This window comes from Dietzia sp. SYD-A1 (assembly GCF_015356725.1).
Taxonomy (GTDB): domain Bacteria; phylum Actinomycetota; class Actinomycetes; order Mycobacteriales; family Mycobacteriaceae; genus Dietzia.
Genome location: NZ_JADDKI010000231.1, coordinates 1 through 15,239 on the forward strand (window position 1 = coordinate 1; position 15,239 = coordinate 15,239).

General features: G+C 69.7%; 14 protein-coding genes and 4 tRNA genes. 7 read left to right on the forward strand and 11 right to left on the reverse strand.

Going from position 1 to position 15,239, the window contains the following annotated elements; genetic code table 11:
* The 4 genes from IY392_RS10260 to IY392_RS10275 all read right to left on the reverse strand — a co-directional run.
* The coding region (locus IY392_RS10260; RefSeq protein WP_182627500.1) for an arabinosyltransferase domain-containing protein at window positions 1-2,452 on the reverse strand (2,452 nt) is incomplete at its 3' end.
* A gap of 84 nt (window positions 2,453-2,536) precedes the next feature.
* A tRNA-Phe gene (locus IY392_RS10265) sits at window positions 2,537-2,610 on the reverse strand.
* Window positions 2,611-2,661: 51 nt separating this feature from the next.
* A tRNA-Asp gene (locus tag IY392_RS10270) sits at window positions 2,662-2,735 on the reverse strand.
* A 155-nt stretch (window positions 2,736-2,890) separates the two neighbouring features.
* A tRNA-Glu gene (locus IY392_RS10275) sits at window positions 2,891-2,963 on the reverse strand.
* Between the two features lie 127 nt (window positions 2,964-3,090).
* Between IY392_RS10275 and IY392_RS10280 the strand changes: the two genes are divergently transcribed.
* From IY392_RS10280 to phoU, 3 genes are all read left to right on the forward strand, one after another.
* Window positions 3,091-3,166 (forward strand) — tRNA-Lys (locus IY392_RS10280).
* 93 nt (window positions 3,167-3,259) lie between these two features.
* Window positions 3,260-4,438, forward strand: coding sequence for a tRNA dihydrouridine synthase DusB (gene dusB, locus IY392_RS10285; protein ID WP_107755810.1), 1,179 nt, complete (start codon window positions 3,260-3,262; stop codon window positions 4,436-4,438).
* A gap of 104 nt (window positions 4,439-4,542) precedes the next feature.
* Window positions 4,543-5,307, forward strand: coding sequence for a phosphate signaling complex protein PhoU (gene phoU / locus IY392_RS10290; RefSeq protein ID WP_107757984.1), 765 nt, complete (start codon window positions 4,543-4,545; stop codon window positions 5,305-5,307).
* 122 nt (window positions 5,308-5,429) lie between these two features.
* Here phoU and pstB read toward each other — a convergent pair whose 3' ends face one another.
* The 6 genes from pstB to IY392_RS10320 all read right to left on the reverse strand — a co-directional run bounded on the left by pstB (window position 5,430) and on the right by IY392_RS10320 (window position 11,241).
* Window positions 5,430-6,206: a phosphate ABC transporter ATP-binding protein PstB gene (gene pstB, locus IY392_RS10295; RefSeq protein WP_095719166.1), complete on the reverse strand. Its 777-nt coding sequence runs from the start codon at window positions 6,204-6,206 to the stop codon at window positions 5,430-5,432.
* A gap of 9 nt (window positions 6,207-6,215) precedes the next feature.
* On the reverse strand, window positions 6,216-7,130 hold the full coding sequence (gene pstA / locus IY392_RS10300) for a phosphate ABC transporter permease PstA (RefSeq protein WP_107755809.1): 915 nt from the start codon (window positions 7,128-7,130) through the stop codon (window positions 6,216-6,218).
* Window positions 7,130-8,182 (reverse strand): phosphate ABC transporter permease subunit PstC, encoded by a 1,053-nt coding sequence (gene pstC, locus IY392_RS10305; RefSeq protein WP_107755808.1) that lies wholly within the window; start codon window positions 8,180-8,182, stop codon window positions 7,130-7,132. Before pstC ends, pstA begins: the two co-directional genes overlap by 1 nt.
* Before the next feature lie 76 nt (window positions 8,183-8,258).
* Complete coding sequence (gene pstS, locus IY392_RS10310; RefSeq protein ID WP_107755807.1) at window positions 8,259-9,368, reverse strand: phosphate ABC transporter substrate-binding protein PstS; 1,110 nt, start codon at window positions 9,366-9,368, stop codon at window positions 8,259-8,261.
* A gap of 248 nt (window positions 9,369-9,616) precedes the next feature.
* Window positions 9,617-10,555, reverse strand: a complete 939-nt coding sequence (mshD, locus tag IY392_RS10315) for a mycothiol synthase (RefSeq protein WP_107755806.1) — start codon at window positions 10,553-10,555, stop codon at window positions 9,617-9,619.
* Entirely contained in the window at window positions 10,552-11,241 is a 690-nt protein-coding gene (locus tag IY392_RS10320; RefSeq protein ID WP_017835270.1) for a response regulator transcription factor, read from the reverse strand. Before IY392_RS10320 ends, mshD begins: the two co-directional genes overlap by 4 nt.
* 84 nt (window positions 11,242-11,325) lie before the next feature.
* Between IY392_RS10320 and IY392_RS10325 the strand changes: the two genes are divergently transcribed.
* The 4 genes from IY392_RS10325 to IY392_RS10340 all read left to right on the forward strand — a co-directional run bounded on the left by IY392_RS10325 (window position 11,326) and on the right by IY392_RS10340 (window position 14,264).
* Window positions 11,326-12,066, forward strand: a complete 741-nt coding sequence (locus IY392_RS10325; RefSeq protein WP_228549265.1) for a DUF2993 domain-containing protein — start codon at window positions 11,326-11,328, stop codon at window positions 12,064-12,066.
* 10 nt (window positions 12,067-12,076) lie between these two features.
* Complete coding sequence (locus tag IY392_RS10330; RefSeq protein ID WP_107755804.1) at window positions 12,077-12,907, forward strand: sulfurtransferase; 831 nt, start codon at window positions 12,077-12,079, stop codon at window positions 12,905-12,907.
* Window positions 12,908-12,954: 47 nt separating this feature from the next.
* A complete protein-coding gene (locus tag IY392_RS10335; protein ID WP_182613619.1) occupies window positions 12,955-13,455 on the forward strand; it encodes a hypothetical protein in 501 nt (166 codons plus the stop codon).
* A 119-nt stretch (window positions 13,456-13,574) separates the two neighbouring features.
* On the forward strand, window positions 13,575-14,264 hold the full coding sequence (locus IY392_RS10340; protein WP_182613618.1) for an FABP family protein: 690 nt from the start codon (window positions 13,575-13,577) through the stop codon (window positions 14,262-14,264).
* Between the two features lie 7 nt (window positions 14,265-14,271).
* Here the strand turns inward: IY392_RS10340 and IY392_RS10345 are convergent.
* The coding region (locus IY392_RS10345) for an ATP-binding cassette domain-containing protein (RefSeq protein WP_182613617.1) at window positions 14,272-15,239 on the reverse strand (968 nt) is incomplete at its 5' end.

The following is a 15,239-nucleotide window of genomic DNA, read 5'->3' on the forward strand; positions in this document are numbered from 1 at the left end:
CCCGCACCCCGCCCTCGGTTCCGGCGGTGGTGGCGGTGGCGTCGGAGTCCTCACCGGTGCCCGGGGTGTCGGTGTCGACGGCCTGGGTGGCGGTGAGATCGGTGGGGATGCCGTCGGGGACGAACTCGACGGGGTCCGCGCCGGCCTCGAGTTGGTCGCGGGGGTCACCGACCGGCGCGAGCAGCCCCGCGTTGGCGTCGGGCTCGGCGAGCACCATGTCCGCGATGCCGCACGGTTCACCGGACAACACCCGCAGGTTCTGCAGACCGACCGAGTAGGCGGGGTACTGGTTGCGGACCGCCGCGGCCATGGAGGCCACGATGATGACGACGACGAGGGTCGCCGCGAGCCCGAGTGGCGAGTGCGAGACCTCGCGCAACAGCCGGACTGCCGGACTGCGGTCGGCCTCGGCCGGCCCCGACCCACCGGGCCGCGCGAAAGGCTCGCGGTAGTGCAGGACCAACGCGATCACGAGCGAGATGAGCATCAGGCCGAGGAACACCGATGAGAACGTGATTCCCGCGATCGAGGGTTGCACGCCGCCCCACGGGATCCCGTAGATCGAGATGTACCACCACCCGTTGGTCGAGGTGAAGCTCAACGCCAGGACGAAGAACACCGCGGCCAGGAAGAGCATCCGGTTGCGCAGCGACCGCGTGGCCGCCGGCAGGACGGCCATCGTCACCAGGGCTGCCAACGCGGCACCGATCGTGGCGAACGCCCCGAAGTGGTGGGTCCACTTGGTGGGGTTGAGCGCCATGAACGCGAGGGACATGGCGGCCAGGCCGACGATCCGGCGGGCCGGCCCCACCGCGACGCCCGGGATCCGGCCCTTGCGGAACAGGATCGCGGCGCAGGTGATGAGGGATAGGAACATCGCCAGGACCGCGAACCGACGGGCCAGGGAACCGTCGGGCGTCGGGTTCATGAGCCACTCATACCGCCACACCTCCTCGAACCAGCGCCCGGTGGGGCCGACGTCCCCGAGCAGCGCCGAGGACTGCAACGTGGTGACCAGGGGCTGGTCGAGGAAGATCAGGTGGAGCACGCCGAGCCCGGCGGCCACCAGCGGCGCCACCGTGGGGATCCAGCCGTCCCGTCTCGCCCGCCGGATCACCAGCAGCAACAGCGGGCGGGAGGCCGCGATGATCGCCGCGATGCAGAACGTGCCCGTGGGCGCGGCCGAGAGCGTGAGCCCACCGATGATGAAGCCGGTCGCCGCGGGCAGCAGCCTGCCGGTGGCCAGGGCCCGCTCCAGCGAGACCCAGGTGGCCAGGACACCGAAGGCGACGATCGGCTCCGGGCGCAGACCGTTGTTGTAGGTGAGCCAGAACGCGAGGAACACCGCGGCGGTACTCCAGCGGACCGCCGCCGCGCGGCGGGCGGCGATACCCAGTCGCGGGATCACCTCGCGGGACAGCAGGATCCAGGACGCGATGCCCAGCAACAGTGCCGGTATGCGCAGCCACATGCTGCCCACGGTGAGGGAACTGATCGCCGTGTAGAGGTAGTACGGCATCCCGAACGGGGCGTAGGGGGCACCGTAGTAGCGGAACACCTCCGGCATGTAGCCGCTCGAGACCGCGGCGCGCGCCTCGGTGAGGATGTACCCGTCATCCGCCGTGTTGGCCCCGATGACGTGCCAGACGAGCAGCGTCGCCACGACCACCAGGTCCAGGGGCCGCGGTTTCCACCAGCGGCGCGGGAGCACCCGTCGACCGACACGCCCGTCCCGTAGGTCGAGTCGGTGCAGTGCGACCAGCGCCAGGATGATCGCGAGGATCCCGACCACGATCGCGATCTGCTTGATCACGGTCGCCTGCGTGGTGTAGCGGGAGTCGACGGTGATGTCGACGGACATCCCCTCGGGAGCCGACCCCTGGAGGTCCGTGAACACCCCGACCACCTGGGGACGCAGATCCTGGTCGATCCGCCCTCCGACCTCCCGGCCGTCCGACTCGAGACCGACGAACTCCGCGGCGATCGAGCCGGAATCGGCCACGACGCGGATCACCGAACACGCCCCGGCTGAGGTGACGGCCTCGGTGGGGGCGTCGGCGACCAGCACGTTCCGGCTGCGCACCTCGACGGTGGGACCGGCCACGGTCACCATGAGCGCGCGGGCACCGGCGTTCTCACCCGCCTCCCGCGGAGCCGTGGACACCAGGACCCCGTCCTCACGACCCTGGTCACGCAACTCCCCGACCGCCGCACACGGGATCTCGGCGACCAGGTCGAGCGGGTAGTACGCCACGAGCGGCGCCGTCACCGGGTCGAGTGTCCCGGTCTCCGGCCAGCTGATCGTCGAGGTGGTCTGGGTGACCGGGAGCAACGGGACGATGAGGGCGAGGAGGATCCCGAGCAGACCGCTGACCGCGGCGACGAGCCCCCACCGGGGTCCTGTGCGGGACCTGTCCGGGGCGTCACGGACCTCGGTGGCAGACGATGGCATGGCGTCCACGCTATAACGAGGCACGGACGTTCCCCGAAATGACGAACGCGCCGGAGGAAAACCCCCGGCGCGCTGTACTCGCTGTGGCCAGAGTCGGGATCGAACCGACGACCTTCCGCTTTTCAGGCGGACGCTCGTACCAACTGAGCTACCTGGCCATAAGACCACCGGCGCATCCGGTGAACACCGAATGCGCCGGTTGTCTCCAGCGACCCTGACGGGACTCGAACCCGCGACCTCCGCCGTGACAGGGCGGCGCGCTAACCAACTGCGCCACAGGGCCGTGCTTTTCGCACGAGACAGAACAGTAATCGACGCTGCCCCCCGGACGCAAATCAGTGGCTCAGCGGCGGTTCCGGCGCAGGTCGGGGCGGATCCGGCCCGCGGAAGAAAAAAGTCCCGACCACCGACGAACGGTGACCGGGACTTCTCTCCTAGTACCCCCTACGGGATTCGAACCCGCGCTGCCGGCGTGAAAGGCCGGTGTCCTAGGCCGCTAAACGAAGGGGGCCTGAGCCACGTCCGGGATCGCCGGGCCGCAGCGGGTTCGAGTTTAGGGCACGGCCCATCGGACGTCGAAACCAGCCATGGCAGAGCCGACGCCTGCCGACGCGGACGAGGGCGGTATCGTGACCGTCGCCCCTATAGCTCAGTTGGTAGAGCTACGGACTTTTAATCCGCAGGTCGTCGGTTCGAGCCCGACTGGGGGCACCATGAGCCGCAGGTACGCGACGCACGAGTGACCGCGTAGCCGTGCCCGCGGCGCCGCATTGGACCTGCCCGCACCGCACTGGGACACTCGTATCCATGTCCGCACCCACCGCCACCGGCGCGCCCGCCCTGCGCATCGGCCCCCTCGAGCTCGCCTCGCCGGTCGTCCTGGCGCCGATGGCGGGCGTCACCAACGTCGCCTTCCGCACCCTGTGCCGCGAACTCGAACGTGAGCAGCAGGGCTCGGTGTCCGGGCTCTACGTCTGCGAGATGGTCACGGCGCGGGCTCTCGTCGAACGCCAGCCCGGGACCCTGCACATGGCCACGTTCGCTCCCGACGAGTCCCCGCGCAGCCTGCAGCTGTACACGGTGGACGCCGAGTACACCCACGCGGCCGCCAGAATGATCGTCGACGAGGACCTGGCCGACCACATCGACATCAACTTCGGATGCCCGGTCCCCAAGGTCACACGGCGCGGAGGCGGATCGGCGATCCCCTACAAGCGACGGCTGTTTCGCTCCATCGTCGCCGCGGCGGTCCGGGCCACCGAGGGCACCGACATCCCGGTCACGGTGAAGATGCGGGTGGGGATCGACGACGAGCACCACACACATCTCGACGCCGGCCGCATCGCCGTCGACGAGGGCGCCAGGGCCGTCGCCCTCCACGCACGCACGGCCGCCCAGCGGTACTCGGGCAAGGCGGACTGGTCTCAGATCTCCCGCCTGGTCGAGCACATCGGCGCGGTCTCCGATGTGCCCGTCCTGGGTAACGGCGACATCTTCTCCGCCGAGGATGCGGTCCGGATGCGGGAGGAGACCGGGTGCGCGGGTGTCGTGATCGGGCGGGGCTGTCTGGGGCGACCGTGGCTCTTCTCCGAGCTCGCCGCCACCCTGGACGGGCGCGAGGCGCCGGCCCCGCCCACGCTGGGCGAGGTCGGCCGGATCATGTACCGGCACGGCGAACTGCTCGCCGAGCACCACGGCGAGAACAAGGGGATGCGCGACATCCGCAAGCACGTGGCCTGGTACCTGCGGGGGTTCCCGGCCGGCTCCGGCAAGCGGGTCGCCCTGTCGGCCGTCCGCACCCTGGACGATCTCGCGGAGATGCTCGCGGACCTTCCCGCGGACGAGCCCTTCCCCGCCGACGGGTACGGCCCGCGCGGCCGCCAGGGATCGCCCTCCCGTGTCCTGCTACCCGAGGGGTGGCTGGACGATCCGGAGGACGACGCGGTGGCGCTCGCCGGCGCGGACGCCGAGAACTCGGGCGGCTGAACCGCGCTCCGTCGGGCCGGGGAGGGGACGGCGTGCCCGCCTGTTCATCGGCCGTTCATCGCCGTGATCGATTGTGCGGTTGACATGCCCGTATGCTGATCCACATGCGTCTCGTCTACTCCGAAGAACTCGCGGATCTGGCCACCTCGATGGCCCGGATGTGCTCCCTCGCCACCGACGATATGGAGCTGGCGACCCACGCCCTCCTCCAGGCCGACCTCGTGGCCGCCGAGAGGGTTCTGCAGTCCTCTACGGAGATGTCCCGGCTGGCGACCGAGAACGAGGAGCGCGGTTTCGCGCTCCTGGCCCTCCAGGCGCCCGTGGCCCGCGATCTCCGGCAGGTGGTCACCTCCATCCAGCTCGTCCAGGACCTCACCCGCATGGGCACCCTGGCGGGTCACGTCGCGAAGATCGTGCGCCGCAGGCACCCGGAGAGCGTCCTCCCGGAGCCCGTCAACGGGTACTTCGCCGAGATGGGCCGGGTCGCGGTCTCACTCGGCCGGGCGGCCACCGAGGTATTGCTCAACCGGGACGCCGAGCAGGCCGCCACGCTTGCCCAACAGGATGACGCCGTCGACGACCTCCGCCGCCACCTGTTCACCCTGCTCACCGTCAGGGAGTGGAAGTGGGGGGTGGCGTCGGCGGTCGACGTGACCCTCCTCGGTCGCTACTACGAGCGGTTCGCGGACCACGCCGTCGAGGTGGCCCAGCGCGTGATCTTCCTCGCCACCGGTGAATACGCCAACTCGGCGGAGGACGATCCCGAGTACTCCCCCGCCTCCAACGAGGAGCTGGTGCGCCGTTTCAACGAAGCCGACCGGTCGTTGACACAGCGCGTCTCCGGAGAGGACGACCGCGACCCCAGTTGACGGCGGCTCCGGCGGCCCCGGGCAACGAGAACCGGGCGCCGACGAGGAGCGCCCCGGCACCCGCCTCGTGGGCGGGCGCCGGGGCGCTCTGCTGTGTGTGGTGACTCCCTGTGTGTGGTGACTCAGCCGAAACGGCCGGACACGTAGTCCTCGGTCTGCTTGTTGTCCGGGTTCGAGAATATCTTCTCAGTCGAATTGACCTCGACGAGCTGGCCCGGCATGCCGGTGGCCTCGAGCGAGAAGAACGCGGTCTGATCGGACACGCGCGCCGCCTGCTGCATGTTGTGTGTCACGATCACGATCGTGAACTCGCTCTTGAGCTCGGCGATGAGGTCCTCCACCGCGAGGGTGGAGATCGGGTCGAGCGCTGAACACGGCTCGTCCATGAGCAGGACCTGGGGTTCGATGGCGATCGCGCGCGCGATGCACAAACGCTGCTGCTGCCCGCCCGAGAGCCCGCCGCCCGGCTTGTCCAGACGATCCTTGACCTCGTTCCACAAATTCGCGCCGCGCAGCGACTTCTCGGCCACCTCGTCCAGCGTCTTCTTGTTCCTGACACCCTGGAGCCTGAGGCCGGCGGTGACGTTCTCCTTGATCGACATCGTGGGGAACGGGTTGGGCCGCTGGAACACCATCCCGATGGTCCGGCGGACGGCGACGGGATCCACCTTCTTGTCGTAGATGTCCACGCCGTCGAGCTTGATGGATCCTGTGGCGTACGCGCCCGCGATCTCCTCGTGCATGCGGTTGAGCGAGCGGAGCACGGTGGATTTGCCGCAGCCTGACGGGCCGATGAAGGCGGTCACCGAGCGCGGGGGGACGTGAAGGTCGACGTCCTTCACGGCGTGGAAGTCGCCGTAGAAGATGTCGACGTTCTCGAGGTCGAGTCGCTTGGCCATGACAGGTCCTTACTTGGTCTTCGGCGCGAGCGCCTTGGAAGCGAACGTGGCGAGGACGTTCGCCAGCGCGATGATGATGATCAGGGTGAGGGCCGCGCCCCAGATGCGGTACTGGCCGGCCTCGGTCGGGTTCGAGAGCTGGTTGAAGATCAACAGCGGCAGCGAGGCCATGTTCCCCTGGAACAGGTCGAAGTTGAAGCTCGCCGTGTAGCCCACGAGGATCAGCACCGGAGCGGTCTCACCCATGACGCGGGCGATCGAGAGGAAGACCCCGGAGATCATCCCCGACAGCGCGGTGGGGACCACGATGCTCACGATGGTCTTCCACTTGGGGACGCCGAGCGCGTAGGACGCCTCGCGGAGCTCGTCCGGGACGAGCTTGAGCATCTCCTCGGTGGACCGCACGATCAGGGGCAGCATGAGCAACACCAGGGCGAGGCTCACCGCGAACGCACTGAGCTGGAACTGCAGGACGGAGACCCAGACCCCGAAGATGAAGATGGCCGCGACGACCGAGGGCACCCCCGCGAGCACGTCGACCATGAAGGTGGTCGGCCTGGCGAGCCTCGACTCGGGGTACTCCACCAACATGATGCCCGCGGCCACGCCGAGCGGTATGGAGATGACGGCGGCGATGATCGCCTGGACGAGGCTGCCGTAGATGGCGTGACCCACACCGCCCGCCATCGAGGACGGGGACACGAGGAAGAACGAATTGGTCCACCAGGTGGGGTTGATGACCGCGGGGATGCCCGACTCGATCACCTTGTACAGCAGTGCCACCAGCGGGATGACGGCCAGCACGAAGCACAGGGAGAAGACCACCGTCGCCGCCCTGTCCTTCGCCCTGCGGCTGCCGGCGATGGGCAGGAAGGTCTCCGAGGGCTTGGCGGGCTTGGCGAGGTCGGACGTTGCCTGGGTCATCAGCCGTTGACCTTTCCACCGGACACGGAGCGTGCGATGAGGTTGACGAAGAAGGTGAGGATGAACAGCACCAGTCCGGCCGCGATGTAGGCGCCGGTGGGCAGCGGGTGGTTGAACTCGGCCGCGCCCGACGCGATCTTCGAGGCGAACGTGAAGCCGCCGTCGAAAAGCGACAGGGTGCCGGGGGCGCTCGCCGCGCGGAGGATGATCAGGACCGCGACGGTCTCACCGAGCGCACGGCCGAGCGCGAGCATGGATCCCGCGATCATGCCGGACTTCGCGTAGGGGAAACACGTCATCCGGATCTTCTCCCACTTGGTCGCCCCCAATGCCAGGGCGGCCTCCTGGTGGAGCGAGGGGGTCTGCCGGATGGTCTCGCGCGACATGGAGGTGATGATCGGCAGGATCATGATCGCCAGGACCACTCCGGCGGTGAAGATGGTCCCCCCACCGGCGATCGAGACGTTGCCGTCGCCGAAGAGGAAGATCCACCCGAGGTTCCGGTTGAGCCACTCTGACAGGGGGACCAGCCACGGTCCGAGGACGATCAGTCCCCACATGCCGTAGATGATCGACGGGACGGCGGCCAGGAGGTCGATGAGCGCCGACAGCGACCTCGAGAGCCGCGGCGGCGCGTACTGGACGAGGAAGGTCGCGATGCCGATGGACACCGGCACCGCCAGGACCAGCGCGAATATCGAACTCAGGACGGTCACCCTGAACATGTCGAGGATGCCGAACCTCAAGTCGTCCGGATTGGTCGTGTTCCATTCGGACGAGGTGAAGAAGTTGACGTTGTTCGCCATCAGTGAGGGCGCCGCCTGCATGACCAGGACGATCGCGATCAGGGCGATCAGGGCGACGATGACGCCGCCGGCCGCCACCGTGGCGCTGCGGAAGACCGCGTCCGCGCCCCGAGAGGACCTGCCGGCGAGGAGATCGCTCTTCGCGCCCTTCTCCGGCGCCGGCTCCGACCCCGTGCTGCCGGAGAGGTCGCCGGACTGCCCGGTGCTCCGGTCGGCGTGGCGGTCGACGGATTCGTGAACTGTCATTGGACCTTCAGTCGCTCGGGGTGACGTGGACGGTCACCGGCTCGCCGAGGCGGGCGACGGGCCGGTGACCGGTGGATCAGGAGATCTCGGAGATAGCGGTGAGGAGCTGCTCGCGGAAGGCGTCCGGCACGGGGATGTATCCCTCGTCCTCGAGCTGCGCCTGGACGTCCTCCGCCACCGCGATGTTGAGGAACGACCGGACGGCCGCGGCGGTCTCCGGATCCTCGTACGACGAGCAGACGATCTCATAGGTGGGCAGGATGATGGGGTACGCACCCGCGGCTTCGGGGACGTAGAACGACGAGGTGTCGATGACCAGGTCGTTGGTGCCCTCGTTCTGCAGGCGTGCCGAGTCGATCGTCACGCCGGCCGTCTCGGCGTTGAGTTCCACGCCCTCCGGATCCGCGGGGGTGATGACCTTGACCATCGACAGGTCCTGGTTCTTGGCGTACGACCACTCGGTGTAGGTGATGGTCCCCGGGGTCTGGCCGATGGCACCGGAGACGCCCTCGTTACCACGGGCACCCTCGCCGACCCCACCGGTGAAGGTCTTGCCGGCGCCCTGCGTCCACGCGCCCTCGGAGGCCGCCTCGAGGTACTTCTGGAAGTTGTCCGTCGTGCCGGACTCGTCCGACCGGAAGATCACGGTGATGGACTCGTCCGGGAGGTCCACGCCCTCGTTCTCTTCGGCGATCGCCGGATCGTTCCACGTGGTGATCTCGCCGTTGAAGATCTTGGCGAGGGTGGGGCCGGAGAGCTTCAGCTCGACGCCGTCGAGGTTGTACGCCACGGCGATCGGGCCGAAGACGGCGGGGATGTTCCACGCCTCGGAACCGCACCGCTCCTCGGCCGCAGCGTAGTCGGCCTCCTTCAGCGGGGAATCGGATCCACCGAAGTCCGTGATCCCACCGGTGAACTCGCTCACGCCGGCGCCCGAGCCGTTGGAGTTGTAGTTCAGCGTCTGACCCTCGCAACTCAGGGCGTAGGAGTTGGCGAAGATCGTCATGGCGTTGTTCTGGGCGGAGGACCCCGACGCGGTCAGGGTCGGCTTGCCCTCACATTCCGCGCCGGAGACACTCTGCGCCGCGGTGTCACCGCTTCCGGTGTTGTCATCCGAGCAGGCGGCCAACCCGACCGCGGTGAGGGCGGTGAGGCCGAGAAGAGCACCGGTGCGCTTGAGGTCCACTGAATCTCCTTGTTTCGCCCGGCGGCGAGCCCTCCGGGACATGTCTTTGGTGACAGCAACACGACGCCGGGCCGATTCCGAGACCCGACGAGCACAGAACGTAAGGGGCCGATATGAACGGTCCCGCCGGAGAAGATGAACTAGAGATGAACTCAGCGGATGTGTCACGAAAGGAACGCTTAGTCAGGTCCCGACCAGTGCGCCGAACTGGGCATATGGGCGGCCAGCGGGTCGCTTGATCCGATACCTCACTCCGAGGCGTAGGTCACATCGCGGTGCTCGACCGTGAACCCGAGCTTCTCGTAGGTCCTGAGGGCAGCCGTGTTGTCGCCCTCCACATAGAGGACGACCGACTCCGCACCCCGTGGTCCCTCGAGGTGCGCCACCCCGAGCGAGGTGAGCATGCCCCCGAGTCCCCGACCCTGGTCGGCCGGGTCGACCCCGACCACGTAGACCTCACCCTCCACGGGGGAACCGGGCTCGGTGACCGTCTTGGTCCAGTGGAACCCCGCGAGCCGTGGCGCCGGCCCGACGGTATCGACGGCCAGGAAGACCCCCGCGGGGTCCACCCACTCCACCGCGAGGCGCTGGTCGAGCATCCCACGGCTCCACCCGCCCTGCTCCGGGTGCCACGAGAAGGCGGCGTTGTTGACGCGGAGCAACTCCTCCCGGGCGTCCAGCCCGGGCCACCGCCCACCTCCTTCGGAGACCGCCTCCGCCAGGGTTCCCGTCTCGATCCCCTCGGCGGGACCGATCGCGGGGAGTGCGGGGCCGTCGGCCGCGCTCCGACGCATCTTGAGGAGCTCTCGGGTGCGCACCAGACCGACCGAAGCGGCGAGCGCTCGCGCGGCCGGCAGGTCACCGTGCGCCCACACCGCGGCGGCGGGCTCCAACTCGAGCACGGTGCGCACCAGTTCCGAACCGACCCCTCGTCTCCGCTCCCGGGGGGCGACGACCATCTCGGCGGTCGCGTCCCCGCCCTCGCCCGCGAGCTGTGCGTAACCGACGACCCCTCCCCCGTCGCCGCGGATCAGCAGATGGCGGACGCCCTGCCCGTCGTCCGACCGGAGAGACCGCATCGGCTGCTCGCCGAGCGGGGGCACCCCGTCCTCGTCGCCGGCCTCACGGGCGACCGCCTCGATCATGGCGGCCGTGGCGTCGTCCACCGAACGCTCGATGGCGATCATGCGTCTCCCCCGTCCTCCCTGCGGTCGGTCGGCCGGACCGCCTTGTACCCGACGTTGCGCACGGTTCCGATGAGGGACTCGTGGTCCGGTCCGAGCTTGGCGCGCAGTCGCCGGACGTGGACGTCGACGGTCCGGGTGCCGCCGAAGAAGTCGTACCCCCACACCTCCTGGAGGAGCTGGGCGCGCGAGAACACCCGCCCGGGGTGTTGGCACAGGTGCTTGAGGAGTTCGAACTCCTTGTAGGTCAGATCCAGGGGTCGGCCCTTGACCCGGGCCACGTAGGTCTCCTCGTCGATCACGAGCTCGCCCACCGTGAGCAGTCCGCCGTCGGACTCGCCCTGCGACGAATGACGTGCGGCGGACAGTCTGAACCGGGCGTCAACCTCGGCGGGCCCGGTGGTCGGCAGGATGATGTCATCGAGCCCCCAGTCCCCGCTGACCGCGATCAGTCCGCCCTCGGAGACCACCGCGATGACGGAGATCTCCGCGCTCCCCGAGAGGAGCCGGCAGAGCGCGCGCGAGGCCGCGAGATCACTCCTCGCGTCGACCACGGCGAGCGCGGCACCGGCCAACTCGCCCACCGAGGAGGCGAGGGGCGGTAGCAGCCTGACCGAGTGCGGCAGGAGCGACAGAGCCGGGACCACCGTCTCGGGATCGGATTCAGCCGTGAGGAGCACTACGTCCATGTGTCGCTTCCTCCTCGTCCTGGCGCCCAGACGATACTAGCGACCCACCCCCCAGTTACGGCCATCGGAGTAGACCTGAACCCCATGAGAGCTCGTCGCACCGTCGCGGTGGTGGCCGCCACCCTGGCCGTCGCACTGGCCGGCGCCTTCGCCGTCGACACCGTCAACGCCTCCAGGGTGGAGGCCGACGTGTCCACCCGGATCCGCCCCGCCACGCCGGGACTCCCGGCCCCGTCGGTGATGCTCGGCGGGGGTCCGACCGCACGGTGGACCGGGCCCGGGACGCCGGCGTCGGCGTCGATCCGCGTCGAGGGTGTCACCCGCCCGGGTCTCGGTCCGGTGGCCGTGGAGGCCCTGGTCACCGATCTACACCTCCCGGCGGACCGGTCCGCCGACATGACCGCGGTCGTCGAGCGCGTGGCCGTCCAGATCACCGGCGACGCGCTCGGCCCCGCACTGGGGATGAGGGACGTCCTGGTCGGTGGCGCCGACGACCCGAGTCTGGCCGGAGGCGTCGAGCACCGCGCCCGGGTCACCGGGACGCTCGAGGGGACCGACACCCGGGTCTCGGCCGAGGTCGACCTCGTCGTCGACGACCGCGGCGCGCACCTCGTCCCCGTCGCCGCCGCGACGGGGCCCTCCGGCCTCCCAGACCAGGATCCCGACCTGGCGCTGCGACGAACCGCGCTCACGCTCCCCCCGGACGTCCTGCCCCTCGGCGTCGCGGTGGAGACCCTCACCGTGAGGGGCGGGACGATCACCGCCGCGGGCACCGGCGCCCCGGGCGCAACGGCACTCGGGGGCCTGGCCCGACCGGACCACTAGACTCGCCGACATGAGTCGCGACGACGTACTGGTCAGCACACGCTGGGCCGAATCGCGCCTCGACGACGACTCGGTGGTCTTCCTCGAGGTCGACGAGGACGTGGCGGCGTACCACACGGACGGTCACATCCCCGGTGCCGTCGCACTGAACTGGCGGACGGAGCTGCAGGAGGAGTACGCGCGAGATCTCGTCGGCCGCGAGCGGTTCGCCGAGCTCCTGTCCGCACGCGGCATCACCCGCGACCACACCGTGGTGGTCTACGGCGGTAATCACAACTGGTTCGCGGCCTACGCGTACTGGTACCTGCGGCTGTACGGCCACGCCGACGTGCGACTGCTCGACGGGGGCAGAATGCGCTGGGAGCGCGACGGGTTGCCGCTCACGACCGATCTGCCCCGACGACCCGTGACCGACTACGTCGCCGACCCGCAGGACCTGTCGATCCGCGCGTTCCGCGACGACGTCCTGGCGGGCCTGGGCACCGACGCACTCGTGGACGTGCGCTCCGTCGACGAGTACACCGGCCGCCTCGCGGCGCCGGCCGGGTTGCCACAGGAGGGCGGTCGTCAGCGCGGCCACATCCCGGGCGCCGTGAGCATTCCCTGGAACCGCGCGGTGACCCGCGACGGCACCTTCCGGACGGACGCCGACCTCAGGGAGATCTACGCGGATCTCCTCGACCAGCCCGGCCGTCGCGTGGTGACCTACTGCCGGATCGGGGAGCGCTCCAGCCACACGTGGTTCGTCCTCCACGAGCTCCTCGACCAGCCCTCAGTGGTCAACTACGACGGCAGCTGGGTCGAGTACGGCTCGCTCATCGGTGTCCCCGTCGAGAGGTGAGGATTCTCCCCGCCCCGCCCGGGCGATCGAGTCGCTAATCTCTGGGCATGTCACTTCTCTCCAGAGCGCTCGGCATGGCCGCACGTGCCTCCGTCGTGGCGCTCGGCGCCTCCGTGGCCTCCGCCGTCCTCGTCGGCATCGACCAGCGTCGCGGTGCGGTCCCGCAGGTACCCGACCACCCCGGCCCGTACTCGCCCGCCGAGCGCGAGGCGGCGGTGCGGATGTACCTCACGGCGCTCACGCTCCCCGCGGCGGCGTTCCGGGTGCCCTTCGCCCCCGACTGCGTCCGTCGCGAGAACGGGTTCAAGACGGGGTTCGGCGCCGACCACCTCAGGTGGGACCTGCATCTGCACCTGCAGTACTCGACGATCCGGGAGGTGCGCGACATCGTCATCACCGTCGACCCCCCGGGGCGCGAGGGCGTCGTACACGCGGACTTCACCCTCGTGACCGTCGTGGGACTCCGGGCGCGGGTCAGCGAGGACTTCGTGGTCCCCTCGGACGACTGCCTCATCCACTCGATCGACGCCCGCATCTCACTCGGCTGACGGCCCCGGGGTTAGAATTACGCCATGGTGCTCTTCTTCGAGATCCTCCTCGTCCTCTGCACGCTGGCCATCCTGTGGGCCACCTGCTACATCGTGTACCGCACGGTGACCGACGAGTCGTGACGGACAGCGACCCCACCGGCGCGGTCGACCCCACGCCGTCCACCCCCGAGGGGGGAGACGGCGGTTCGGTCGTGCGCGGATCCGCGAACGCGGCGGTCGATGCCGCGGCGCGGCGTTCAGAGCAGACCGCCGGCCGGAACATCCCGGCCTTCTCCGAGCTCCCGATCCCCGAGGACACGGCCAACCTCCGATTCGGACCGGACCTGCACCCCGGCCTCCTCGCGCTGCTCCCCCTGGTGGGGGTCTGGGAAGGCGAGGGCGAGGCGGACACCGCCGACCGGGGGGAGCACCGCTTCGGCCAGCAGATCGTCGTGGCGCACGACGGGGAGAACTACCTGAGCTGGAGCTCCCGGGCCTGGACCTACGACTCGGGCGGAGCGGTGGACGACCCCGCCTACCGGGAGTCGGGATTCTGGCGGATCTCCGCCGACGACCGGCTCGAGTTCCTCGTGGCACACGCCTCCGGAGTGATCGAGATGTACTACGGCACGCCGATCAACCAGGCCGCGTGGGAGATGGCGACCGACGTGGTGTTGGCCTCCCCCACCGGCCCGGAGCGAGGCGGCGCAAAACGCCTCTACGGGATCGTGGAGGGCGGCGACCTGGGGTGGGTGGAAGAGCGCGTCCACCCGGAGCGGGGCCTGGTCCCGCACATGTCTGCGCGGCTGAGGCGGGTCGCCGGCTGACCGCTCCCTAGAGTTCGATCTCCTTCGTCGCCCTCACCCGGGTCGAGCGATCATGGGTGACCACGACGACCGCCCGGTCCGGCCCGAACAGACCGCCCGGACCGCACTCGCAGATCCGACGGAGGACCGAGCCCGAATCCCCGGCCTCGAGATGCTCGGTGGGCTCGTCGAGAATCACGACCGGCGCGGAGACCAGAAGGGCCCGCGCGAGCAGGATCCGTCGCCGCTGTCCGCCGGAGACGGCGTCACCCCCGCCCTCCAGCACCGTGTCCAGTCCGTCCGGCAGGCCGGCGACCCACCCGCCGAGACCGACCTCGTCCAAGACGCGCAGAAGCTCCTGATCGGTCGCATCACCCCGGGCCACGAGCAGATCGTCTCGTAGAGTGGTGGCGAACACTCTGGCGTCCTGGGCGAGGTAGATCACCTGCTCGCGACAGTGGGGTCGGTCGAGTCTCGCCAGGTCCCCTCCCGGCGCCCGCACGCGTCCGGTCAGAGGTGTGTCAAGCCCTGCCAGGACCCGCGCCAGCGTACTCTTGCCGGATCCCGACGGGCCCCGGATCACCACCCGGTCGCCGCGGCGCAGGACGAGCCCCAGAGGCGTCGAGTTCAGCGCTCGGTCGGCGTATCCCCAGCTCAGACCCGTCGCCAATAGGAGAATCTCGCCATCGTCCACGAGTGACGCGGCGGCGTCGTCCTCGACCTCCGCACCCGCACCGGTGGCCCTCGCGGTCCCGTTGCTCCCGCAGGCCTGTCGGATCATGTCCCGGACGCGTTCGGCGGCGGGGATCGCCCGCGACAGGTGCCCTGCCGCGGCGGGAAGAGCCGCGAGCGCCTCGAACGCCGCCAGCGGGAACAGGACGAGTATCCCGATCCAGGTCGGTCCGTGGCCCGCGTCGCCCCCATAGGCCAGGACCCCCACGAGGAGGGCCGCCAGGGCCGTGACGAGAGTGCCCGCGGGCACTGCGGCCACGGCCC